Origin of the sequence: Larkinella punicea, from assembly GCF_003334855.1 — a bacterium.
Lineage (GTDB): Bacteria > Bacteroidota > Bacteroidia > Cytophagales > Spirosomataceae > Larkinella > Larkinella punicea.
In genome coordinates, this window is sequence record NZ_QOWE01000034.1 from 69,280 (window position 1) to 94,833 (window position 25,554).

Consider the following 25,554-nt stretch of genomic DNA (forward strand, 5'->3'; position numbering starts at 1 on the left):
ATGAAAGTCATGAAAAATACCCGAACCCTGAACATTGTACGAAGGCTCGTTATCATACCGCTGGTTCTGCTCATTACCTCTTCCATTAATCAGGACGACCGGAAGGAAAATCCGGACCCGGATGTGAAGAAAGAACTGGAATCGTTTAAAATTGCCGACGGTTTTGAGGTAACCTTATTTGCTGCCGAACCGCTCGTCGCCAAGCCCATCCAGATGAACTGGGATGCCGACGGCCGGTTGTGGGTGGTGAGCAGTACGGCCTATCCACACCTGAAAACCGGCGAAGAAGCCAACGACAAAATCTTTGTTATCGAGGATACGGACGGCGACGGCAAAGCCGATAAATCCACCATTTTTGCGGAAGGCTTGCTAACGCCCACCGGAATTCTGCCCGGCGACGGGGGCGTTTATGTCGCCAACTCGACCGAAATTCTGCATTTTGCCGATACGGACGGTGATGGCAAAGCCGACAAAAAACGCCGGATTCTGAACGGTTTTGGAACGGCAGATACCCACCACCTGATTCATACGTTCCGCTGGGGACCGGAAGGACGACTGTACTTCAACCAGTCGATCTACATCTACAGCCACGTGGAAACGCCCAAAGGCATCCGGCGGCTGGAAGGGGGCGGTGTCTGGCAATTGAATCCGCAAACGCTCGATCTGGACATCTACGCCAAAGGATTGATCAACCCGTGGGGCCTTCAGTTCGACCGCTGGGGTCAGTCTTTCCTGACGGACGGCGCGGGGGGCGAAGGCATCAACTACGCGTTTCGGGGGGCAACCTTCGTGACCTCACCAGGGGCCGCCCGAATCATCCGGGGCTTGAATCCGGGTCAGCCTAAACACAGCGGACTGGATGTGATTTCGGGTCGTCACTTGCCGGAATCGTGGCAGGGCAGCGTGATTACCAACGACTTCCGCGCCAATCGCATCAACCGGTTCAAGCTGGAAGAGCAGGGCAGCGGGTATGCTTCTCGGCAGGTCGAAGATTTGATGTGGACGGACAACGTCGCGTTTCGTCCTGTCGATATCAACGTCGGACCGGACGGAGCGATTTATGTGGCCGACTGGTATAACCCGATCATTCAACACGGCGAAGTCGATTTCCACGACCCGCGCCGGGATCAGGAGCACGGACGCATCTGGCGGATTGTGGCCAAAAACCGCCCGTTGGTTAAAAAACCGCCTTTGAGCAAAGCCACGATCGCCGAGTTGCTGGAAACATTGAAGTTACCAGAAGACTGGACCCGTTCACAGGCCAAGCAGGTATTGAAATCCCGGGGGGCCAAAGACGTGATCCCGGCACTGCAAAAGTGGGTGCAGGAACTGGATAAAACCAATCCGGATTATGAACACAATCTGTTGGAAGCGCTTTGGGTTTACCAGACACTGGATGTGATCAACGAACCGCTGCTGTCGACGCTCCTCGATGCCAAAACCCACAACGCCCGGGCGGCTGCCTTGCGGGCGCTTCAGTTGTGGCACAACAAAATAAGCAACGTGCCGGCCCGGCTTACCAAAGCCGTGGGCGACCCTCATCCCCAGGTGCGGCTGGAAGCGGTCATTGCCCTTCGCAACGTAAAAACCGCTGATGCGGCCAAAACCGCCTTGTCGGTACTGGAGCAGCCGATGGATGAATTTCTGGATTTTGCCCTGTGGCAAACCGTTCGTGAACTGGAACCCTTGTGGATGGCCAGCCTGAAAGCGAAGCCCGATTTTTTGGGTGATGCCCGGAAAACCGCCTTTGCGCTCAAGTCGGTGAGCAGCCCCGAAGCGGTTTCACAACTGGCGCAGTTATACCAGAAAGACCAGATTCCGGCCGAGTACCAGAAAGACGTGCTGGGGTCGATTGCTAAATTTGGCAGTAGGGCCGATGTGACGCTTCTGTTCAATAAAGCCTTAGACGGGAATAAAAACGGAGCGGCTCAACTGGGCGCACTCGAAGAAGCCGCCCGCCGGGGCGTGAAACCTGACCAGAATCTGAATCGGATTTCCGGTTTTGTAGAGAGCGATGACGATGCCGTTGCCACCAGTGCCATTCGGTTGGTGGGTTTGTGGAAACTGGAAAACCTGAGCGGAACCCTGGTGAACCTGGCCCAAAAAGGCGATAAAAATACGCAAAAAGCAGCTTTAGGCGCTTTGGCGGCACTGAATACGGACGCTAGCCGGAAATTGTTAATGGATTTGACCGGAGCAAAAAATCCGGCCGATTTACGACTGGCCGCGACGTCGCAACTGGTTTCGGTGAATGGTGCTGAAGCGGCCCGGATCGGGGGCGACCTGCTGCGGAACCTGCCTGCTCAGACGGATGTATCCGACCTGTTCAAGGCTTTCTTGTCCAATAAGCAGGGTGCCAAAGCCCTCACTGACGAACTGACGGCCCGGAAAATACCGGAAAGTATGGCAAAGGCGGGGCGGCAAGTCCTGCAACGCCAGATTCCCTACAACCGCCGAAACGACGAAACCGTCAAGCTGCTGACCCAGGCCCTGGAAGCTTCCGGTGGGGTTCTGCCGGTGGAGCGAATGGCGCAGGAACTGTCCGGCCCGGAAATTAGCAGCCTGGCCAAAACCATTCAAGAAACCGCAGACCCGGTGAAAGGCGAACTGGTATTCCGGAAGGCGGCCCTGACCTGCCAGACGTGCCACGCGATTGGCGGAGCCGGGGGGCGCATTGGCCCGGATTTGAGCAGTCTCGGAACCAGCTCGCCGGTCGAGACGATCATCCGCTCGTTGCTATACCCGAATCAGTCCATCAAAGAAGGCTACGAATTGCAGCGGATCGCGAAAAAAGACGGCAGTGAACTGATGGGCTATATTGTCAGCAACGGAACCTCGGATATTGTGATTCGGGATGTCGCCGGCATGGAGGTCTCGGTTCCTAAAAGCCAGATCAATGTCATCGAAAAAGTGCCCGGTTCGCTGATGCCTGCGGGTTTGACGGCCAGTCTGGAGAAGCAGGAGTTCGTCAATCTGGTCGGGTTTCTGTCCAAAATGGGCGAATCGGGTCAGTTCCGGGTGCCGACAACCCGGTTTGTGCGTCGCTGGAACACGGTTTTTCCGACGAAAGAACTGGCTAAAAAAATCCGCGAGGAAGGATTGGGCTACGTGGTGAAGGATAATGCGAAAGTGTCTTTTCAACCGGCGTACAGCAAAGTGGTGGGGGAACTGCCACTCGACGAACTGCCGGTGGTGGAAACTGCCGCCAGCAAACGTTCTAGTTTTGTGCGGTTTGACATCGAAGTAGTGAGCAAAGGCAATGTCAATCTGGTGTTCGGTTCAACGGCGGGCGTTACGGCCTGGATTGGTTCAAAACCGGTCAAACTCACCGATCAGGGCATCGTGGCGGATCTGCCGCAGGGCATTCATACGGTCACGCTGGCCATTGACCGGGCCGTGCAAGCAAGCGGATCACTGAACATTCAACTTCAGGATGCCGAACGTTCGCCAGCCCAGACGCGGTTGGTTATGGGGCGGTAAAGAGGAAAGGGAATATCAAATGTAGAATGATGAATGTAAAATGTAAAAGTCTCGCAATCCAACACTTTTATATTTAATATTTATCATTTTACATTTAATATTCCCTTGTTAATGAATAAGCCAACTGTCTACTTCCGGCGGCTTTCCAGAAACGCTTCGATGCGGTCGATGGCGGGGTTCAGGTCATCGACGGAGGGGAGGCAGACGATCCGGAAATGGTCGTCATGGACGTAATTGAACCCCGTTCCGGCCACCACCAGCACCTTTTGTTCTTCCAGTAAATCGTATACAAAATCATCATCGTTGGCAATCCGGAATTGCGACAGGTCAATTTTCGGGAAGATGTACAATGAACCTTTGGGCTTCACGCACGTCAGACCCGGAATGGCCGTAATGCGGTCATACGCAAGCTGAATCTGCCGGTAAAGCCGTCCGGTGGGCATAATCAGGTCGTTGATGCTCTGGTAACCACCCAGCGCGGTTTGAATGGCGTATTGGGTCGGGACGTTGGCGCAAAGCCGCATACTGGCCAGCAGCGTCAACCCTTCGATGTAGGATTTGGCCCGGTGTTTGGCCCCGCTCAAAATGAGCCACCCGCCCCGAAAACCGGCCGCGCGGTAGTTCTTCGACAAACCGCCCATCGAGATACAGAGCGTGTCTTCCACCATCGTCGCCATCGGATAATGCACGGCACCGTCGTACAGAATTTTGTCGTAGATCTCGTCCGAAAACAGAATCAACTGGTGTTTCTCCGCAATCCGGGCGATGCCTTGCAGCACGTGTTTATCATACACCGCGCCCGTGGGGTTGTTGGGGTTGATGACCACAATGGCGCGCGTGCGGGAGGTAATTTTGCGCTCCATATCTTCCAGATCCGGGTTCCAGTCGGCCTGTTCGTCGCAGAGGTAATGCACCGGTTTTCCGCCGGAAAGTGCCACCGAAGTTGTCCAGAGCGGATAATCCGGTGACGGTACCAACACTTCATCGCCTTCGTTGATGAGGGCCTGCATCGTGAGCAGAATCAGTTCGCTCACGCCATTGCCGATAAAGACATCGTTGATCGCAACGTCCTTAATCCCCAGATTCTGCGTATAATGCATCACCGCTTTCCGGGCCGCAAACAGCCCCCGCGAGTCGGAATAGCCTTGTGCATTGCGGATGTTCAGGATGATGTCGTGAACAATTTCATCGGGGGCGTCGAACCCGAACGGAGCCGGGTTGCCGATGTTCAGCGAGATGATTTTATAGCCCTGACTTTCTAATTCAAGCGCTTTCTCGTAAACCGGCCCGCGAATTTCGTAGCGTAAATCATTGAGCCGGTTGGATTTCAAAAATGTCATAATCAGGAATCGTCAGAATAAAATGGGGACAAAGGTATTTAATTTCAGCTTGCTGTTCTGCTTTTGTTCGCCCCTAAATCCCCTGAAGGGGACTTGGACGCAACACCTCCGGATTTGAAAGTCCCCTTCAGGGGATTTAGGGGCAAATGCCTGAAAAGAAAAAGCCGCCGGTCGTCAAACCGGCGGCTACGTAGTATCGTTTTCCGTGGTCAGACCGTCGCGAACATCGACTTGGCTTTCGCTTCCAGTTGGCTTTCACCCATCAGGAAGAGGTCGGCCGCTCGCGCGGCTTCACGGCCTTCGGAAATGGCCCACACCACCAGGGATTGTCCCCGGCGCATGTCTCCGGCGGCAAATACCTTCGGATTGGTGGTTGTCTGGTAGTTCACGGCTTTGACGTTGCCCCGCTCGTATTCCAGTTCGAGCGCATTCAGCAAGCCTTCCTGTTGCGGATGCAGAAAACCGGCCGCCAGCAGCGCCAGTTCACACGCAATATCGCGTTCCGAACCCGGAACTTCGACCATGTTCATGCGTCCATCGACGTTTTGCCACTCCAGATCGACAATGCGCAGGGCTTTCAGATTGCCGTTTTCGTCGCCAATAAAGGCTTTCGTGTTGATCGACCAGTGCCGTTCACAGCCTTCCTCGTGGGAGGTCGACGTACGGAGCATCATCGGCCAGTTCGGCCAGGGTGTGCTTTCGGCCCGTTCAGCCGGGGGCATCGGCATCAACTCGATTTGCGTGACCGATTTGGCACCGTGGCGGTTCGACGTTCCCACACAGTCGGAACCCGTATCACCACCCCCAATGACCACGACATTTTTGCCGGTAGCCAGCAGGTCGCCGTTTTCGTATTTAGCACCCCGGTGGTCAACCACAACCGGGCGTTCGGCCACCCGTTTGTTTTGCTGACTCAGGAATTCCATCGCAAAATGAACGCCTTTCAACTCCCGGCCCGGAATCGGCAGATCGCGTGGAACCGTGGAACCGCCCGTCAGTAAGATGACGTCGAAATCGGAGAGCAGTTCTTTCGCTTTGATGTGTTCACCCACGTTGACGCCGGTTTTGAACGTGATGCCTTCGGCTTCCATGACGGCCAGCCGACGATCGATCACCCATTTTTCCAGCTTGAAATCGGGAATACCGTACCGCAACAAACCGCCAATCTGGTCGGCCCGTTCGAAAACCGTCACGTCATGACCCGCTTTGTTCATCTGGGCAGCCGCAGCCAGTCCAGCCGGACCGGAACCTACGATAGCTGCCTTTTTACCCGTCCGTTTGGCCACTTTGCCGGGTTGAACAAACCCCCGCGCAAAGGCCGCTTCGGCAATGGATTTTTCAATGAATTCGATGGCGACCGGCGGTTTATTGATCCCCAGCACACAGGCTGACTCGCAGGGGGCGGGGCAAATGCGGCCGGTGAATTCCGGAAAGTTGTTGGTCGATGCCAGAATTTCGTAGGCATATTCCCAGTTCTGTTCGTAGACGGCGTCGTTGAACTCCGGGATGATGTTGCCCAGCGGACACCCGTTGTGGCAGAAGGGAATCCCGCAATCCATGCAGCGGGCTGCCTGTTTCTGGGTATCTTCAACGGCGAACGGTTGTTCGATTTCCTTGTAATCATGAACCCGTTGCTGAACGTCGCGTTTCTTCGGCAGTTCGCGGGTGAATTCTAAAAATCCAGTGGGTTTTCCCATGTAGATTAAAGCGTATACGGTTTTTCAAATACTTCGTCCCAGGTCAGTTGAATGCCTTTTGCTGACACATCCGTTTCAGTCTCAGCTTCGTCAAGAGCTTCGATGAAGGCTTCTTCCCAAATGCTATTGATGAAGTTCTCATTCAGAGAAGGTGTGTATTTTCGCAAACCGGCAATTTCATAGCGGGCGTTTTTGATCGATATAATCCAGCTTTTGGATCGTTTTTCCGGCTGAATTTTCCACTTGATGATGTGGTGCATTAACCGAACCAGTTGGCTTTGCAAAGCCCGGCGCTCTGAGCGTGACATCGTTTCAATTAACTGATTCAGACCGAGAGCCGCATCTTCCAGATCACCCTCATCCCAGGAACGTTTGATTTCCTCGGCTGCCAGTAATTCGGATGTGGAAGCAATTTCATCCCAGTTTTTCATGCTATTACCTTGTTTTTAAACAAAGATAACGAAAGAAAATCAGTTGTTATCCGTGTGCCACGTCCACGACGATGTCTTGGTATACCACATTTTTGTCGCGGATCTGGTCGGCCAGGGAAATCCCGCGTCCGGCCAGCGCCTTGCGGAAATCGCTCGGCATCACTTTGACAAATTGTTTGATGAGGTTGTCCCAGTCCTGAATCAGTTGCAGGGCTACATTGCTGGTGGTATACTGGAAGTGTTTTTCGACGAATTCTTTGATGAGAGCGACGTCTTCACTGTCCAGGGCTTCGAGGTTGACCATTTCGCCGTTCACTTTGGAAGCAAAATCGCCTTCCTGATCCCAGACGTAGGCTACTCCGCCGGACATCCCGGCTGCGAAATTCCGGCCCACCGAGCCGAGAATAACCGCTAAACCGCCCGTCATGTATTCCAGACCGTGATCACCAATGCCTTCGACCACCACTTTGGCTCCGGAGTTCCGGACGCAGAACCGCTCACCCGCCATCCCGCGGATGTAGGCTTCCCCGGAGGTCGCCCCGTAGAACGAAACGTTTCCGACGATGCTGTTTTCTTCCGGTTTGAACGGTGCCATGCGGTCGGGATACACAATCAACTGCGCTCCACAAAGTCCTTTGCCAAAATAATCGTTGGCATCGCCTTCCAGTTCGAGTTTGATTCCGTGGGTGTTGAACGCGCCGAAGCTCTGCCCGGCCGTTCCCCGAAATTTGAAGTGAATCGTGCCTTCGGGTAGTCCCTTTCCGGCGTATACTTTCGAGATTTCGTTCGATAAAACCGTCCCCACCGCCCGGTTCAGGTTGATAATCGGGTATTCAGCGTACACCGATTCGCCGGCTTCCAGTGCGGGTTTGGAGACTTTCAACAGTTCCCAGTCCAGAATATCGGTCATGCCGTGATCCTGCTCTTCCTGCTTGTAGAGGGCCACATCCAGGTTGTTGGCGTCTTTGAACAATACCGCCGACAGATCGACATGGTCGTATTTCCAGTGCTTGATGTCCTTGCGCATTTCGAGCATCTGCGACTGACCCACCATTTCATTGATGGTCCGGAAGCCGAGTTCGGCCATGATTTCGCGCAGTTCTGTCGCCAGGAAGGTGAACATATTCACGACGTGTTCCGGTTTTCCGGTAAACAACGCCCGCAAGTCTTTATTCTGTGTGGCAACGCCCACCGGACAGGTGTTCAGGTGACACTTCCGCATCATGATGCAACCCACGGAGACGAGGGCAGCGGTGGCAACGCCAAATTCTTCGGCACCGAGTAGCGCGGCAATGGCCAGGTCGCGGCCCGTCCGGATTTGCCCGTCCGTTTGCACCGTCACGCGGCCCCGCAGTTTGTTGCGAACCAGCGTTTGGTGGGTTTCGGCGAGTCCCAGTTCCCAGGGCAGACCCGCGTGGCGGATGGAACTCAGGGGAGAGGCTCCCGTTCCGCCGTCGTGACCCGAAATCAGGATGTGGTCGGCGTGGGCTTTGGCAACTCCGGCGGCAATCGTTCCAACCCCGGCTTCCGACACCAGTTTGACGCTGATGCGGGCGGCCCGGTTGGCATTTTTGAGGTCGAAGATGAGCTGGGCTAAATCCTCGATGGAATAAATATCGTGGTGGGGCGGGGGCGAAATCAAGCCGACACCCGGCGTCGAGTGACGCGTGCGGCCAATCCAGTCGTCGACTTTATGACCGGGCAACTGACCGCCTTCGCCGGGTTTGGCACCCTGCGCCATTTTGATTTGCAGTTCGCGGGCGTTCGTCAGGTAATGACTCGTGACGCCAAACCGGCCCGAAGCCACCTGTTTGATGCCCGAATTCATGTTGTCGCCGTTCGCCAGGGGCGTATACCGCAGTTCGTCTTCGCCACCTTCGCCGGAATTGCTCTTGCCGCCGATGCGGTTCATGGCAATGGCCAGTGTCGTGTGGGCTTCCCACGAAATGGAACCGAACGACATGGCTCCTGTCGCAAACCGGGTGAAAATACTTTCAATCGGTTCTACTTCTTCAATGGGAACCGGATTACCTTTTTTGAACTTCATCAAACCGCGCAGCGTCAGTGCCTTGCGGGTTTGGTCGTCGATCAGGTTGGCGTATTTCTTGTAAATCTGGTAGTCGTTTTTCTTGGTCGCCTGTTGCAGCAGGTGAATCGTGTCGGGGTTGAAAATGTGCGCTTCCCCGCGTTGTTTCCACTGATACACCCCGCCCACTTCCAGCCGTGGATTGAGGACGTTGTTCTCCGGGAAAGCCTGCCGGTGACGAACCAGAATTTCGCGGCCGATCTGTTCCAGACCCATGCCGCCAATGCGGGAAATCGTTCCCGTAAAATACTTGTCAACGACTTCCTTGTTCAGACCGAGGCACTCGAAAATCATGGCACCCTGGTAGGACTGAAGCGTCGAAATGCCCATTTTCGAGAAAATCTTGAGCAACTCTTTGTTGACGGCTTTGATGTAGTTCTGGTGGAGTTTTTCAACCGGATAATCGACCTGAATCAATCCGCGTTCCTTCATGTCCGTGATGGTTTCGAACGCCATGTACGGGTTGATGCCGGAAGCGCCGTAGCCAATCAGGGTCGCGAAGTGGTGGGTTTCCCAGACATCACCGGCTTCGACCAGAATACCGACCTGGCCGCGCAGTCCCCGGCGAATCAGGTGGTGGTGAATGGCCGAGGTTGCCAGCAGGGAAGGAATCGGCGCGTGGTCGGAGTCGATGGCGCGGTCCGACAGAATGATGATTTCAAAACCGTCTTCGATGGCGTCTTCGGCGTAGCGGCAAATCCGTTCCAGGGCGCGTTCGAGGCCCGTGCTGTCGTCGGCGCGGAAATAGGTATTGATGGTTTTGGCCTGGAAGTGGTTTTTATCGACAAACCGCAGTTTGTCAAACTCTTCGATGGTCAGAACCGGCTGTGTCAATTCAATCAGGCGGCAATGTTCGGGGTCTTCGCTCAGCAGATTGCCGGTTGCGCCGACAAACGAGATCAGCGACATGATGGCCCGTTCCCGGATCGAGTCGATCGGCGGGTTGGTCACCTGGGCAAAAAGCTGCTTAAAATAATTGGCCAAATGCTGGCTTTGCTCCGACAGGATGGCCAGGGGCGAATCGGTTCCCATTGATCCAAGGGCTTCCAGACCGGTTTCGGACATGGGCGCCAGAATCATGCGGAGGTCTTCGGACGTAAATCCAAACGCCTGTTGCCGCTGCGTGATGTCCTGTTTCCGCATGTGGCTGAACGTGCGGACCGGTTTTGGCAAGTCGGTAATTTTGATTTTATATTCCTCGAGCCACTGCTTATAGGGCTGGCGTGAGCAGATGTCTGCTTTTACTTCTTCATCGCTGATGATGCGGCCCTGTTCCAGATCTACGACGAACATGCGGCCCGGTTGCAGACGGCCTTTTTTGACAACCCGTGCCGGGTCGATGTCGTTGACACCCGCTTCCGAAGCCATGATGACCACGTCTTCGTCCGTCACCCAGTAGCGCGAAGGCCGTAAGCCGTTCCGGTCGAGGGTGGCACCCACGATGCGACCGTCGGTAAACGAGATCGACGCGGGGCCGTCCCACGGTTCCATAATGGCCGCGTGGTACTCATAAAAAGCGTGCCGCTCGGGGTCCATGCTTTCGTTGCCGTCCCAGGCTTCCGGAACCAGCATCATCATCACATGCGGCAGGGAACGTCCCGACATTACCAGCAATTCGATGGCGTTGTCGAGGTTGGCCGAATCCGACTGGTTGAGGTTACAGATCGGGCGGAGCATGGCCAGTTCTTCCGGCGTAAATAGCTTGGATTCAAGCATGGCTTCCGCCGTTTTCATCCAGTTGACATTCCCCTTCACGGTATTGATTTCACCGTTGTGGGCAATGTAGCGGAACGGCTGCGCCAGTTTCCAGGAGGGAAAGGTGTTGGTCGAAAACCGGGAGTGAACCACGCCCAGGGCCGAAACCAGTTCTTCCCGCTGCAAATCCGGGAAGTAGTCGCGGAGTTGTTTGGTCGTTAACTGACCCTTATAAGTAATAACCCGGCTCGAAAGCGAGGAGTAATAGAAATTGTTCTCAACGCCGGCAACGGTTTCGTTGATGATCCGGCTGCTGTAGTTTCGTACGATGTATAATTTACGCTCAAATTCGTCGGAAGTCTGGGTTTCGGGTTTTCGGATAAAGACCTGTTCCATCACCGGTTCCACCGAGCGTGAACCGTTGCCCAGATCAGACGAATCGACCGGAACGACGCGGTAGCCGATCAGCTCCAGGTTCAGTTTTTTGATGGTTCGGTTGAGAATATCGCGGCATTCTTTCCGCAGACGCTCGTCTTTGGGCATGTAGATCATCCCGACGCCATAATCGCCGGCCGACGGCAGCGAGAAGCTCAGCTTCCGACATTCATCGACGTAAAGTTCGTGGGGAATCTGAATCAGAATTCCGGCGCCATCGCCCGTATTGGGTTCGTAGCCAACCGCACCCCGGTGATCCATGCGCGTAAGCATCGTAAGGGCATCCTCGACAATTTGATGCGACTTGCGACCTTTGACGTGCGCTACGAATCCAATTCCACAGGCGTCGTGTTCAAACTCAGGCCGGTACAGACCCTGTTGCGGTGCGTTAGAAGAAGACATCGGCGTAAACTCGTTTGTGGTTTTGTTATTGAAAAAATGGCAAATCAAAATATCTGCAGGCGAGTAACGAAAAAACGAACTATAATCAGCAGACACTACTGTTTTTGCGTTGGATGTGCAAGTTACATTAAAATATATTTTGCGAAAAGTCCAAAACACAAAATTTCGTTTGCATAGCCAATTTTATAATTTTGGTACAAAATTGTCTTGGTTAGTGAATAGATTTTAGTGAAAATAGACTTGGATTGAAGAAATTAAAACGAGCTGAACGGGTCTGGTTTTGCTTAAAAACAACTACTAAGAATGTAGTTAATGGCTCTTTTGAATCAATGCACTTACTGGATGTCTGGAAATGTACGTGCACTGCTAAAATAATGTGAATTTTTGTAAAAACCGCCTGTTTTGTGAATAATAGGTTTTGTTTTTGACTTCAAATGGATTTTTTTGTACCAAAAATGGCCAAAATTAGTTGAAAAATAGTCTGTTTTTTTGAAATAACTATTTTCCTTTTTTAGTGTTATTTCCCACCGGTTCGCAACGGCAAATTTCCTCAACTAAGTCCACCGGAAAAGCCACTCCGGTGGGGTCTCTTTCAAAACCGCCGTTCAGCCGCCACAACCGCTTGCTCAACGACCTACGCTTCAACACCCGTTTTTGACGGCTCATGCATTGAATGGTAGCAGAGGAGTGGTTTGCCCGCTACATTCGCTTCGTTCAGAAAAAGCCGCACCATGCTCAAAACGTTTATTCTCGGATGGATCATCCTGGCCGCTACCGGGCTGTGCCGGGCGCAGACCGGTTCCAGTTATCCCTATACCTACAAAAACCGTCAGATCCTGATCGGACAGGGGGGCGGCATTACCGGTGCGTCAAAGATCTACTGCTGGCTGGAAAACGGATACCTATACGTCAAGTCTGATAATGATTCGCTCTATACCCGGCTCGGACGGAAACCGGCGGCCACCACCCGGCGGTTTTTCAACGAACTGGAGAAAACGTGCCGGATCAAAACCACCCGGTTCAACCAGCCGGGAAACCGCTACCAGTTTGTAAGCTGGAAGAAAAACCAGCAGGAGTTTACCGTAAGCTGGGGTGACCCGCGGCAACCGCCCCCGGCCCGGTTTGTCACGTTCTACCAGTCGTTTCTGGCGCAGATGCCGAAACCGAAGCATTAGCATTCATTTTTACCCACAACAAATACATCCATGAAATTAATTTTATCCAGTCTTCTGCTGGCGTATTCCCTCGGTGTGCTGGCGCAATCTCCGCAACCCGGTTTCGGGCGAAAGCTCAAAACCCAGGCTCCGACACCCGGTTTGGCGCAAAAACTAAAGGCCGATGTGGCTCCGGTTTCAACCCGAACGGGTAACTTCCGACTCGCAGCGTCAACCCAAAATCCTCAATTTGATGCCCGGTCGCTGAAACTCCGGATCGTCCGCGACACGGCGACGAACCTGCCGGTTTACATCGAAAACCGCTCACCCGTTTCCCCGAATAAAGGCGCCCGCATGAGCGCCCGGGCATCGGCTTTCTCGTTCATGAGCCAGATCAAGTCGTTGCTGAAGGTGGAAAAACCGGAAGAGCAATTTCAGATTACCAAAACGGAAACCGATCACCTGGGGCAAACGCACATCCGAATGACGCAAACGGTTCAGGGCATTCCGGTGTATGGTAGTGAGTTGGTGGCGCACCTGACCAACGGAACGGTGACGCTGCTGAACGGACAATACCGGGTTGCCAAACCGGTTTCGACCACGCCCCGGCTTTCGCTACAGCAGGCGACCGACCGGGCTTTTCAGGACATCGGCCAGGAGTCGATTGTTCGGCCATTCGGACAGAACCTCTTTAACCTGAAACCGTCGGAAGGGGCGTTGTGTCTATATCCGGTGGGCGAAACACTGGCGCTGGCTTACAACCTGACGATTCGGCCCAATATGCTCGAACGATGGCAGTATGTTGTCGATGCACAAACCGGTGCGGTGTTGAACAAATACAACAACACCTGCGGGGTGGACGGCCCGGTGAAAGCATCGGGCAAGGATTTGAACGGGGTGATGCGGAATTTTCAGACGTATCAATCGGGCACGAACTATTATATGCTGGATGCGACGCGGGCGATGTACGATGCCAAAAAATCGACGGTTGCCAAACCGGTGGGAGCCATCGTTACCTACGACGCCAGAAACAAGCAGGAAGCCGATGGTGGTTTTCGGTTCTACGATGTCACATCAAAGAATAACAACGACTGGAATGCCAACGCCATTTCGGCCCACACCAATGGGAGTCTGGCGTATGAATATTACGAAAAAACGCACAAGCGGAACTCACTGGATGGCAAAGGAGGAACGATGGTGTCGATTGTGAATGTGCTGGAAGACGGAGAAGCGATGGACAATGCCTTCTGGACGGGGGAGTTTATGGTGTATGGAAACGGGAAAGCGTACTGCAAACCGCTGGCGGGCGGTCTGGATGTGGCCGGACACGAAATGACCCACGGTGTGATCGATCACACGGCGAATCTGATTTACCAGGATCAATCGGGGGCCATCAACGAGTCGATGGCGGATGTTTTTGGCGCGATGGTCGACCGGGACGACTGGTTGATTGGGGAAGATGTGGTGTTGAAGAGCAAATATACGTCCGGGGCCATGCGTAGCATGTCGAATCCGAATCAGAATGGAAAAGGGACGCTGGGGTATCAACCCAGAACAATGGCCGAATTTATTGTCACCAAAGACGACAATGGCGGGGTTCACCGGAACAGCGGGATTACCAATCATGCTTTTTATCTGTTTGCCACCAATATCGGGAAAGAAAAAGCCGAGCAGGTGTATTACCGCACGCTCACCAAATACCTGACACTGAACTCAAAGTTTCTGGACTTGCGGCTGGGCGTGATTCGTTCGGCGGGTGATTTATACGGCGAAAACAGCGCGGAAGCCAAAGCGGCAAAGGACGCGTTTGATGCGGTCGGCATTGTAGAAACCACCCAACAGCCGGATGAACCGCAGGATGTGCCGGTCAATAATGGACAGGACATGATCATTCTGTATAGCATTGGCGACCAGAAATTGTATACGGCTCCCGTCAGCACGGGCAATCTGACGGCCCGGATCAAGGCGGAAATCAGCCACCGCCCGAGCATTACGGACGACGGGAAGGCCGCCTACTACGTGACGACCGACGGCCGGATTCGGGCCGTGACCCTGACCGGGGCGGCCCAGGAAGTCATTATTTCCGACGAACCGATCTGGGACAATGTGGCCATTTCGCGGGATGGCTCCAAACTGGCGGCTTTGACGAAAGAGAAGGATAAATCCATCTGGGTCTACAGCTATGACCTAAAAAAATGGAAGCAGTTTCCGCTGAGCAACCCCACCTCCGCCGAAGGGATTTCGACGGGCGAAGTGGAGTATGCGGATTCCTTCGAATGGGATTTTGCCGGTGAGGTGTTGGTCTACGATGCCTTTAATAAACTGAAAAGCGGTGATGGGGAGGATATTGACTTTTGGGATGTCGGTCTGCTGGATGTGTGGAGCAACGCGCAGAAAACATTTAGCGACGGGGCCATTCTGAAGCTGTTCAAGAACCTGGAAGACGGTGAGAGCGTGGGCAACCCCAGCTTTTCCCGGAACTCACCCAACATCATCGCCTTCGACTATTACAATGCCGTCGACGACAGCTACAAGGTGTGGGTGGGGGATCTGAAAACCGGTACATTGAACACGGTGCTGACCAACGTTACGTTGAGCTTCCCGGCGTATTCCCGGCTCGATGACCGGCTCATCTTCAATACGTTGAGTTCGGGGGGCGACAAGGAAATGGTGGCGTCGCTGGACTTGCAGGGCGACAAAATGACGGCGAAAGGAGAGGTGAAGGCGTTGTATGAAAATGCGAAGTGGGCGGTTTGGTATGCCACTGGAACGCGGGCCGAAACCGGCAAAACCGCGCAGACCATTACGTTCAATGCCTTGCCGGATCGGTATGCCGATGACGGCTCGTTCAACCTGACGGCCACGGCCTCGTCCAAACTTCCGGTCAGTTTTGAGATCGTTTCCGGATCGGCGACGTTGTCCGGAAACCGCCTGACGCCAACGAAACCGGGGGTGGTGACGGTGCGGGCTACGCAGGCCGGGAACGAGCAATTTTCGGCGGCCACCCCGGTTGAGCGCAAATTCAACGTGCTGGCCGTCACGGGGAACGAGCCCACCTGGGCCGACGTCCTGAAGGTCTATCCCAATCCGGTTGGCGCGTTGCTCACGGTCGAATTGCCAACGGGTGAGTTTTTCGAAGGCGTAAGCCTGATGACGGTTTCGGGAGCAACCCTTCTGGAACAGCCCGTGAAAAACCGGGCAAGCCAGACGACGCTGGATACGAGTCAGTTGTCGTCGGGACTGTATGTTCTGAAGGTGCAAACGCCCAAAGGCGTGGTGCATCGGAAGGTGGTCAAACCGTAATCATTTTGCCCCCAACCCCCTGAAGGGGGCTTCAAGCGTCCGACAAAAGCCCCCTTCAGGGGGTTGGGGGCAAAATTACACCTCCGTCGTTTCCCCTTCCACTGCCAGAACCGTGTCCGGGAAAACCGATCGGGCCTGAAGCAGAAACTCCTCGGTGGTTTTGTAGCGCGAGGAGAAATGTCCAATCATCAACCGGCCCACTTCCGCCTGAACCGCCGTTAAAGCTGCCTGACGAGCAGTGGAGTGGAAGTACTTTTCGCTCAACGCTTCCATATCGTCCAGAAACGAGGCTTCGTGGTACAGCAAATCCACTCCCCGAATCTGGTCGAACATGGCTTCATTGTAACGCGTATCGGAGCAAAATGCGTAGGAGCGGGCCGGGGGAGCGGGGACGGTGTAGTCTTCGGCGCGGTACAAAACCTGCCCCAAATCATCCAGAACGTCATTCCCGTCTTTTAAATGCCTGTAAAAAGCAACCGGCAAATCAGCGGGCAGTTTCTCGGCAATCAGCTTCCGTTTGCGGTTTTTCTCCCGAAACAGAAAACCGGTGCAGTCGATGCGATGTTGCAGCGGGATGGTTTCAATCCGGACGTTTGGGTGGTCGAGAATCTGCGCTGGCTGGTGCGGGTCGGTTTCCTGAAAGTGAAGCGGAAAATTCAGCTTTGTATCGGAATACCGGAACTGCGTGGTGATAATCTCCCCAAGCCCGCGCGGACCGAACAGCCAGAGATCGTCGGTTCGGCCAGACAGGTTGAGGCTCGACAGCAGCGGAACGAGTCCGAAATAATGGTCGCCGTGGAGGTGGCTGATGAAAATGTATTTAAGCCGACCGGGCCGGAGGTGGTTTTCCATCAGGCGGTATTGCGTGGCTTCACCGCAGTCGATCAGAAAATAATCGCCTTCAATCGCAATGACCTGGGCGGTCGGGTGGCGATTCAGGATGGGTGTTGCTGAACCGCTGCCAAGTATAGTCAGGTTGAATGTCATATTTTTTGTAAACTTGCCGGTAATCCATTCAGTTTCCAAATCTCAACTTATTCTTTCATGGATGCGAATCGGATTCATAAACCGCAACCCGTTCAACCAATTTTATGCTGCATCTCGGTTTTGTAAGTGCCATTCTGGCGGACTACGATCTGGAACATGTGTTACAATTTGCGTCGGAGCAACGCTTCAAATGCGTGGAGGTTATGTGCTGGCCGACGGATCACGCGGACGCCCGGCGGTATGCGGGCGTGTCGCACATCGACGTCGACACCCTGGATGTCAAACACATTCAGTTACTGACGCAGAAATATGGCGTTTACATTTCGGGCCTGGGCTACTACCCCAATCCGCTCGATCCGGATCCTGAAAAAGCCGCCTACTTCCGCGAACACATCAAGAAAGTGATCCGGGCGGCTGCCAGGCTGAATGTGCCGGTGGTCAACACCTTCATTGGTCGAAACCCGTCGCTCAACATCACGGAAAACCTGAAGCTGTTTGCGGCCCACTGGCCCGAAATTGTGAAAGTTGCCGAGGAAAACAATGTAAAAATTGGCATTGAAAACTGCCCCATGTGGTTCACGAATGATGAGTGGCCGGGCGGGAAGAATCTGGCGACGACGCCCGCGATCTGGGACCGGATGTTCGAGATCATTCCGTCGCGGATTCTGGGACTCAACTACGACCCGTCGCACCTGATTTTTCAGATCATGGACGAAGTGCAGCCCATTTATGACTACAAAGACCGGCTCCACCACATTCACCTTAAGGACGTAAAACTGTACCGCGACAAGCTGAACCGCGTTGGCATCATGGCCAATCCGCTGGAATACCATTCGCCGAAACTACCCGGTTTGGGCGATGTCCGCTGGCGGGATTTTTTCACAGCATTGACCGACGTCCGGTATCGCGGCCCGGTTTGCATCGAAGTGGAAGACAAAGCCTACGAAGGCAGTCCCGAAGACGTGCAGACGGCCATTCTGACCGCGCGCAATTATTTAAGCCAGTTTCTGGCTCTTTCCTGAGTGAGATGTTCTGACTTCCAGCAAGTGCATCAGCATGGTTTCATGAGTAACCCGAAACGACTGTTTCCGAAATTGAGAAGGCGAATGCGCCAATTTCGTCTTAAGCATACGTACTGGACCTGCACGGATTCGGTGGAGAATGCCGGTTTTGGGGTTATAGGAAGTCCGCAAGGCCGACATCCCTACAAACGGCTCTACCTGGAGAATCAGGAAGGGGTCAAAATGCGATCGCATTTATACAAAGGAGGAATTGACATCGTTCGAAAGTTGGCTCAGGGCCGGGGGCTGGTCGTTTTATCCGAAATTGATTTGCCGTTGGCCTTGGAAAAAGAAACGGTGCAGGTGCCTGCTTTTGTTGACTTGGGAATTACATTGCCACACACGCTGGATGCGTATTATGCCGGTTTGCCGCACTCCGCCCGCGATGATATTCGCCGGGCGCGGAAGGCGAATTATTCGTATGAGATTTCCAGCGATGTAAACTGGGTTGGTATCTTTTTCGAACAGTATTATTGGCCTTCCATGCTGGGCCAGCATGGCGAAGAAGCGTATGTGATGCCTAAAACGGAAATCGAAGCCCTGGTGCGGGAGAAGCAGGCGGAGTTCGTTAAAATCTGTTCAGAGGGTGTTTGTCTGGCGGCCATGTTGTGTCAGGTTGAAGAAAAAAGCTTCACGTTTCTTCGTTTAGGCTGGCTCAACCATGACGAGCAGTACGTGAAGCGGGGCGTATTATCTGCTTTATACTGGTTTTTAATTCAGCGGGCCTTTCACTTGCAGTGTTCGCAGGTGCTTTTGGGCGGAACGCCGTCTTATCTTGAGAATGGCGTACTGAAGTTTAAAGCGAAGTGGGGAGGGTGTCTTTGGGAAAATAAGCCGACCTACGGTTTTCGACGTTTATTGCTGGATCCTGCCAATCCGGCATGTTATCGTTTTTTAAAGAACGTTTCCTTACTCGCGGTCGGTCCGGGAGATTCGCTGCTGGTGTTGAGCAGTAAACTCCCCAATGAGGTTGCACTACCCAGCCGGTTTTTAACTGCCATCAAAAGCTGGTATGTCTTACGGCCCAGTTTATCAATCCAATTTCAGGACGAGGAAGCGTTGCCATCGCGATTACATCACTGGTACGAAAAAGTACCTTTAACCAAAACCGTATGCCGAAATTTAAAGCTGCCATCATTGGCGGAGGAAGTATTGCCGATAAAAACCACATACCTGCGCTGAAAAACCTTTCGGACCTGGTCGACATCGTGGCCGTTTGCAGTCGCGACGGATCGAAAGCCCGGGCATTGGCCGATCAGCACGGTATTCCGCACGCCTTTGCCGACGCTGCGGAAATGTACCGCACGTGTCAACCGAACGTGGTCATTAACTGCACGCCGAATACCTTGCATTATCCGTTCACGATGCAGGCGCTGGAAAACAATTGTCACGTGTTGTGCGAAAAACCGCCTGCGCTCCACGCCCATCAGGCCCGTGAAATGGCTGATCTGGCAGCTCAAAAAGGGTTGATTCTGGCCTACAACCTGCAACTGCGGCAAACGAGCGAATGGGAGCTGCTGATGCGGTGCAAAACCAACGGTCAGCTGGGTGACATTTACCACATTAAAGCGAATTTTCTGCGTCGGCGGGGCATTCCGGGCTGGGGGTATTTTACGAACAGGGAAATGCAGGGCGGAGGAGCGTTGATGGATCTGGGCGTTCACGTGCTCGATCTGGCGTTGTGTGCGCTCGACTATGCGGTTCCGGCAAACATTCTGGCAAATACCTACGACTTCATTGGGAAAACCGGGGGCAAAGGGCTGATGGGTTCCTGGGACCCGCAGAAGTTTGAAGTGGAAGATGCCTGTATGGCGTATCTGTCGTTTCCGAACAAGGCGTCCATCATGCTCTCGGCCTCGTTTGCGTTGAATACGAAAGCCGATATAGACCGTAATCTGGAGGTGTTTGGCACCCAGGGCGGGGCAAAGCTGTTTCCGTTTTCACTCTACACCGAGATGGCCGGTGAACTGGCGGATGTTCACTTTTCGTATCTGGAAGACGTTGATATTCAGCTCAAGAATACGGCGGCTTTTCTGGATGCCTGTCTGGGAAAACCGTCCAACGTTTGCACGGCGGTGCAGGGCGCGATTTTGCAGGAGGTCGTGGAGCGGATTTATGCGTCGGCGGAAAGGTAGAAAGTTGGATTTCCAAACGAAAACCTTTGAGTAAGTTGTCGATCAATCATCCTTGAAATTTAAAGATTCAATTTTTAAATTTCAAGGATGATATTTTTAGGACTTTCGTCTGATAATTCTTTGCACTTTCGCTTTTGCCCCTAAATCCCCTGAAGGGGACTTGGACGCAGCTTAATCCAGATGCTAAAAGTCCCCTTCAGGGGATTCAGGGGCAAAAAGCGTTTAATAAACAAGTAAAATCGAAATGGAAGGGCTATTGTTGACTACCTATCAATCGTCCGAGCTTCCCCCAAACTCGTAACTATCGTCGTCTTCGGTGCGGAAGTCGTTTTCGAGTTCGTTCATAAAAACCGCATCAATCGCTTCTTCGACCGTTGGCAAAATGGTCAGATCCGGAATTTTCGAACCATCCAGAAAGTCGATAATTTCCTCGTTTTTCGTCACCAGAATCAACAAGCCGGACTCGTTGGTGCATTGCCGGTTGATTTTCCGGATGGTGGGAACACCGCCATCTTCAATTTCCTGAACCGCCGTAAAATCGACGATGATGTTGCTGTAGCCTTCCCGGAAGAGGTTTCGGCTGAGGGTTTCGAAGGTCGTCGGAACCTCCCCGCCAAATACCGTTTCGTTCAGCGTAACGAGCGAATACTGCTCGTTTTTTTCAATGGCATAATTCATAATGGATAACCTTGTTCCGTTTCAAAAATAACGAACTGTCAGCGAACGACGGATATTTTCTTCAATGCGGTCGTAAATATTGTCTGTTTCCGACCGAATAAAAGGCTGGCCGGTCACGGTTTCGTAGAGTTCAATGTAGCGATTGGAAATCTGATCGATCCATTCGTCACTCATCGCCGGAATCGTCTGGCCTTCTTTGCCCTGAAACTGGTTGGCGATCAGCCATTCCCGGACAAACTCCTTCGACAACTGCTTCTGCTGAACGCCTTTCTTCTGGTTTTCGGCGTAGGAGTCCGCGTAAAAATACCGGGATGAATCGGGGGTGTGAATCTCGTCGATCAAATAAATCTGACCATCGAGCATCCCGAATTCGTACTTGGTATCGACCAGAATCAGCCCGCGTTCGGCGGCCATTTCGGTGCCGCGTTTGAACAGGGCCAGGGCGTATTTTTCAAGTTGCACGTATTCGTTTTCGGGAACAATGCCCTGAGTCAGAATCTCTTCCCGCGAAATATCCTCATCGTGACCTTCCTGGGCTTTGGTGGAGGGTGTAATGATCGGTTCGGGAAGTTTATCGGCTTCTTTCAGACCATTGGGCAGGGCAACACCGCAAAGCGTCCGTTTCCCGGCGCGGTATTCACGCCAGGCATGGCCGGCCAAGTAGCCCCGCACCACCATCTCGACTGGATACGACTGGCATTTCAGGCCCACACTCACGTTTGGGTCGGGAACATCCAGCAGCCAGTTCGGGACGATGTCGGCGGTAGCTTTCAGGAAATGGGCCGCCGTCTGGTTCAGCACCTGTCCTTTGTACGGAATCGGGACGGGTAACACCACGTCGAAGGCCGAAATCCGGTCGCTGGCCACCATAATCAGGCGGTCGTCGAAATGGTACACATCGCGAACTTTACCCCGGTAAAAACCGGTTTGTCCGTCAAAATTAAAATTCGTTTCTTTTATCGCCTGCTTGGGATTACTCATTTTCGAAGTCAAAACAATTATAAATGTAAAATGAGGAATGATAAATGTAAAAGTTAGAAATCGAAACTCGCACTTTTACATTTATCATTCCTCATTTTACATTTTACATTTAAAATTATATTTTCTCAATCACCAGCGCCGACGCGCCCCCGCCACCATTACAAATGCCAACGGCTCCAATGTGTCCGTTTCGCTGTTGCAACACGTTCGCCAGGGTCGTTACGATTCGCGCCCCGGACGCGCCCAGCGGATGTCCCAGTGAAACCGCCCCGCCGTTGACGTTTAGTTTTGCCTGCGGTATTTCCAGAATCTGGCTGCACGCCAGGGCCACGACGGAAAACGCTTCGTTAATTTCGTAATAATCAACGTCTTCCGGTTTTACCCCCGCCCGTTTCAAAGCCGCCGGAATGGCCAGCGTGGGAGAGGTGGTGAACAGGGCCGGTTCCTGTTCGGCATCGGCATAGCCCAGAATGCGGGCGATGGGTTTCAGTCCCAGTTCCTCCGCCTTTTTCAGACTCATCAACACCAGTGCCGACGCCCCGTCGTTGATGGTCGATGCGTTGGCGGCCGTAACGGTGCCCTCGGGCGAAAAAGCCGGTTTCAGCTTCGGAATTTTGTCAAAAAAAACATTTTTGTACTCCTCGTCCTCGCTCACCATCAGGCTGCCTTTGTTCGTCGGAACGTCAATCGGGATGATTTCGGACCCAAAACTACCATTTTTCGTGGCTTCTGCGGCCCGCTGGTACGATTGAATGGCAAAAGCATCCTGGGTTTCGCGACTGATGTTGTATTTTTTCGCGGTTTGATCGGCAAAAACGCCCATGGCACTCTGGTCAAACGGATCGACCAAACCGTCTTTTGCCAGCCCGTCGATCAATTGACCGTCGCCGTATTTATACCCAAAGCGCGCTTTTGGAATGTAGTAGGGCGCATTCGACATGCTTTCCATACCGCCGGCAATGATGACGTCGGCCTGGCCCAACTGAATGGTTTGAGCCGCCATCATGATGGCTTTTGTTCCCGATGCGCACACTTTATTGACTGTCGTGCAGCGGACGTTCACGGGCAAACCGGCTTTCAAAGCCGCCTGCCGCGCCGGAGCCTGTCCCAGATTGGCCGACACGACGTTCCCCATAATTACCTCTTCCACCAGCTCAGGAAGGATGTCAACTCTCTGGTAAGCCGCCCGGATCGCCATTGCACCCAGTTCGGTCGCCGTCAGAGTAGCCAACGCCCTGCCAAAGCTACCAATCGGCGTGCGGACGGCCGAGACAATCACTACGTCATTCATATGCAAGGGGTTCGTTTGGGCGATCTAATAGGTGTTGAATGTAAGCCGGTCTTTCTTTTTCGCCGTCTGTTTTCGCTGGTGGATGTACTGCACTTCATTGGCCTGCATGGAATTCAGGATCGACAAAGCCTGCTCTTCCGATAGATTTAGCGACCGCAGCCGACGCAACAACTCGTTTTTAGTATCCCCCTGCTCCACTTCCGTACCACTTTCTTTTCCACGTTCCAGGGCCATTTCCGTTTCCTGCTGCGATTGCCGCGGTTTGGGTTTAGGTCGCTGAGCACTATTTTGGATGGGCTTTCCGGAGTACGTTTTTTTGATCAGTTCATAATTGAATTGGGCGGGCTCAAGCGCCGGAACCGTATTCAGTGCTTTGCGGAACAAGGTCAGCGCTGCGGTTGAATCGCCCTGCAAAACCGCAATGACACCCAGTTGGATTTCGGCAGCCGCGGCCAGATCAGGTTGGCTGACCTGAGCCACCAGCCGGTAATGTTTCTGGGCCTGAGCATATTGCCTGAGTTGAAAATAGGAGTGAGCCAGATTCAGCCGGGCCGATGGCTCCACAAACAGCGCCGAGTTGACCAGGGCGACGTATTGCTCGGCCGCGCGTTTGTAATTACCGGACTGATAGGCCCGCAGCCCTTCAATCCGCGCGATGTTATCATGCGAAATCTTATCGAAAGAACGATTGTCGTACAACCAGAGCAATACCGATAAAATCAGGTAGGTCATGTTTGGGCTTAAAACGTTCGCAAAAATACGAACTCTTTTGGACAACTGGAACGGGTTTACAGCTTAAACGTTCGAACCGTCACCAGGATATCGATGGCGATCAGAACCAGCGCCACGACCAGAAAGTAATAGTATTTATTGGTCGTCACCTCCAGTTTGCGCTGATCGACCAGCCGGTTTTCCATTGTTTGGATGGCCGAAATAAGGGGCGTCAGGTCACCCGATGATGAGGTTAATTCCAGATACGAGCCGCGGGTATCTTTCACAAACTGCCGCAAGTAGCTGCGGTCCAGGCGGGTTTGTACGACCTTGCCGTCTTTGTCGCGCAGGTTGCCTTTGGGCGTCGGAATGGTACTGCCGGTTTCGGTGCCGACCCCAACGACGAAGGGTGCAATACCGTATCTCCGCAATTGTCCGGCCAGTGCCGGGTCACATTCCCCAAAATCTTCGCCGTCCGTCAGTAGGATTAACACTTTGGTTTGGGTCAGATCCGAGGTTTCGGCCAGTTGTTTCTGTAGGGCCAGTTCCACGGCGGAACACAGGTTGGTGCCGGATTCTGGGACGAGTTTCGTATTCAGCGACTGAATGAACAGCGTCAGTGCCCCCTGATCCGACGTTAGGGGGGCATGCACGTAGGCTTCCGTGGAGAAAACCAGCAGGCCAAACCGGTTGCCGGGCAGCGCGTCGATCAGCCGTTTTAGCTCATATTTTACTTTTTCCAGCCGTGTGGGCGGAATGTCGGTCGCGTCCATCGATTTGGAAAGATCGACGGCGATGTAAATATCTTTTCCTTCCGAAACCAGTTCTTTTTCCACGACCCCGAAGGAAGGGCCAAGCAACGCAATCAGCAGCAGGGTGAAGTAGCCGGTTCGCAGAAAAAACTTCGGAATGGTGGCCCAGGCGGTGGTGCCCAGCAAGCGTGCAACCCGAAAAATTCGAAAAAAATAGTAGCCATAGAGCAGCACGAAGACGGCTATGAAGAGGTATTCGGTTTGGGTCAGACTGTGATTCCAGTTCATGCAATTCGCAAAGGATCAGGACATCAACGAACCGGGGGCCGTTGGGTTGACTCCGTGAAGCTGCGAAATTAGGAGGAAATGACCGGATGCCCTACCGGAGATCACAAATTGCCGCGAAACTTTTTTGGCTGAAATCTTGGCGAAACGGCGGGAATACCTCTATATTTGTGACCCCAATGACGCCTAAGCGGCTTTGGGGTTGTCCTGGAGAGATGCCTGAGTGGCCGAAAGGAACAGTTTGCTAAACTGTCGTACTGGCAACGGTACCGAGGGTTCGAATCCCTCTCTCTCCGCCAGAATGTAAATAAAAGGGAATTTAAAGGCCCCGATTTTCTTTTCCGAATTAAAATCGTACCTTTGTGCTCTCGAAAGTAATCGGGGTGTAGCGTAGCCCGGTATCGCGCCTGGTTTGGGACCAGGAGGTCGTAGGTTCGAATCCTGCCACCCCGACGCTAAAAACCGTTCAAAATCAATGATTTGGACGGTTTTTTTGTGCCCACTATTTTCAATGGCAGTTTTTTGGGATCAAGAGCAAAAGTTGTGGAGGGCGTAGGATTTTTTGGATCAAGAGCAAAAGTTGTGGAGGGCGTAGGATTTTTTTAGGTTTGTGTTTTTGATCAAACCTGTATTGTTTTGGAGAGTTTCTT

The 25,554-nt window shown here is 53.2% G+C and carries 16 protein-coding genes and 2 tRNA genes; 8 read left to right on the forward strand and 10 right to left on the reverse strand.

Annotation, left to right across the window (positions count from 1 at the left end; genetic code table 11):
* Positions 1 to 3,480 (forward strand): PVC-type heme-binding CxxCH protein, encoded by a 3,480-nt coding sequence (locus DUE52_RS29860; RefSeq protein WP_374755928.1) that lies wholly within the window; start codon positions 1 to 3, stop codon positions 3,478 to 3,480.
* Positions 3,481 to 3,608: 128 nt separating this feature from the next.
* Here the strand turns inward: DUE52_RS29860 and DUE52_RS29865 are convergent, their stop codons facing one another.
* The 4 genes from DUE52_RS29865 to gltB form a co-directional block, all read right to left on the reverse strand.
* On the reverse strand, positions 3,609 to 4,820 hold the full coding sequence (locus DUE52_RS29865) for a pyridoxal phosphate-dependent aminotransferase (protein WP_114409802.1): 1,212 nt from the start codon (positions 4,818 to 4,820) through the stop codon (positions 3,609 to 3,611).
* Between the two features lie 209 nt (positions 4,821 to 5,029).
* On the reverse strand, positions 5,030 to 6,517 hold the full coding sequence (locus tag DUE52_RS29870; protein WP_114409803.1) for a glutamate synthase subunit beta: 1,488 nt from the start codon (positions 6,515 to 6,517) through the stop codon (positions 5,030 to 5,032).
* 5 nt (positions 6,518 to 6,522) lie between these two features.
* On the reverse strand, positions 6,523 to 6,948 hold the full coding sequence (locus DUE52_RS29875) for a DUF29 domain-containing protein (RefSeq protein WP_114409804.1): 426 nt from the start codon (positions 6,946 to 6,948) through the stop codon (positions 6,523 to 6,525).
* Between the two features lie 46 nt (positions 6,949 to 6,994).
* Entirely contained in the window at positions 6,995 to 11,566 is a 4,572-nt protein-coding gene (gltB, locus tag DUE52_RS29880) for a glutamate synthase large subunit (protein ID WP_114409805.1), read from the reverse strand.
* Between the two features lie 731 nt (positions 11,567 to 12,297).
* Between gltB and DUE52_RS29890 the strand changes: the two genes are divergently transcribed.
* Positions 12,298 to 12,741 carry an FAD-binding oxidoreductase gene (locus DUE52_RS29890; RefSeq protein WP_114409807.1) on the forward strand — a complete coding sequence of 148 codons (444 nt, stop codon included), beginning with the start codon at positions 12,298 to 12,300 and terminating at the stop codon, positions 12,739 to 12,741.
* Positions 12,742 to 12,771: 30 nt separating this feature from the next.
* Positions 12,772 to 16,023, forward strand: coding sequence for a M4 family metallopeptidase (locus tag DUE52_RS29895; protein WP_114409808.1), 3,252 nt, complete (start codon positions 12,772 to 12,774; stop codon positions 16,021 to 16,023).
* A gap of 75 nt (positions 16,024 to 16,098) precedes the next feature.
* Here DUE52_RS29895 and DUE52_RS29900 read toward each other — a convergent pair whose 3' ends face one another.
* Complete coding sequence (locus DUE52_RS29900; protein WP_114409824.1) at positions 16,099 to 17,010, reverse strand: ribonuclease Z; 912 nt, start codon at positions 17,008 to 17,010, stop codon at positions 16,099 to 16,101.
* Positions 17,011 to 17,114: 104 nt separating this feature from the next.
* Between DUE52_RS29900 and DUE52_RS29905 the strand changes: the two genes are divergently transcribed.
* The 3 genes from DUE52_RS29905 (at position 17,115) to DUE52_RS29915 (ending at position 20,206) form a co-directional block, all read left to right on the forward strand.
* Positions 17,115 to 18,032 carry a sugar phosphate isomerase/epimerase family protein gene (locus DUE52_RS29905; protein WP_114409809.1) on the forward strand — a complete coding sequence of 306 codons (918 nt, stop codon included), beginning with the start codon at positions 17,115 to 17,117 and terminating at the stop codon, positions 18,030 to 18,032.
* Positions 18,033 to 18,116: 84 nt separating this feature from the next.
* On the forward strand, positions 18,117 to 19,253 hold the full coding sequence (locus DUE52_RS29910) for a GNAT family N-acetyltransferase (RefSeq protein ID WP_114409810.1): 1,137 nt from the start codon (positions 18,117 to 18,119) through the stop codon (positions 19,251 to 19,253).
* Complete coding sequence (locus DUE52_RS29915; RefSeq protein WP_114409811.1) at positions 19,184 to 20,206, forward strand: Gfo/Idh/MocA family protein; 1,023 nt, start codon at positions 19,184 to 19,186, stop codon at positions 20,204 to 20,206. Before DUE52_RS29910 ends, DUE52_RS29915 begins: the two co-directional genes overlap by 70 nt.
* Before the next feature lie 270 nt (positions 20,207 to 20,476).
* On the opposite strand, the gene DUE52_RS29920 is transcribed toward DUE52_RS29915, so the two are convergent.
* From DUE52_RS29920 to DUE52_RS29940, 5 genes are all read right to left on the reverse strand, one after another.
* Entirely contained in the window at positions 20,477 to 20,884 is a 408-nt protein-coding gene (locus DUE52_RS29920; protein ID WP_114409812.1) for an STAS domain-containing protein, read from the reverse strand.
* Positions 20,885 to 20,905: 21 nt separating this feature from the next.
* On the reverse strand, positions 20,906 to 21,865 hold the full coding sequence (locus DUE52_RS29925; RefSeq protein ID WP_114409813.1) for a phosphoribosylaminoimidazolesuccinocarboxamide synthase: 960 nt from the start codon (positions 21,863 to 21,865) through the stop codon (positions 20,906 to 20,908).
* 115 nt (positions 21,866 to 21,980) lie between these two features.
* Positions 21,981 to 23,156 (reverse strand): acetyl-CoA C-acyltransferase, encoded by a 1,176-nt coding sequence (locus DUE52_RS29930; protein ID WP_114409814.1) that lies wholly within the window; start codon positions 23,154 to 23,156, stop codon positions 21,981 to 21,983.
* A 24-nt stretch (positions 23,157 to 23,180) separates the two neighbouring features.
* Positions 23,181 to 23,888: a tetratricopeptide repeat protein gene (locus tag DUE52_RS29935; RefSeq protein ID WP_114409815.1), complete on the reverse strand. Its 708-nt coding sequence runs from the start codon at positions 23,886 to 23,888 to the stop codon at positions 23,181 to 23,183.
* A gap of 56 nt (positions 23,889 to 23,944) precedes the next feature.
* The gene (locus DUE52_RS29940; RefSeq protein ID WP_114409816.1) at positions 23,945 to 24,907 is read right to left on the reverse strand and encodes a VWA domain-containing protein; all 963 of its coding nucleotides are present in this window, start codon (positions 24,905 to 24,907) and stop codon (positions 23,945 to 23,947) included.
* Positions 24,908 to 25,113: 206 nt separating this feature from the next.
* On the opposite strand from DUE52_RS29940, the gene DUE52_RS29945 reads away from it, so the two are divergent.
* A tRNA-Ser gene (locus DUE52_RS29945) sits at positions 25,114 to 25,203 on the forward strand.
* Between the two features lie 80 nt (positions 25,204 to 25,283).
* Positions 25,284 to 25,357 (forward strand) — tRNA-Pro (locus tag DUE52_RS29950).
* Positions 25,358 to 25,554: the final 197 nt, after the last annotated feature.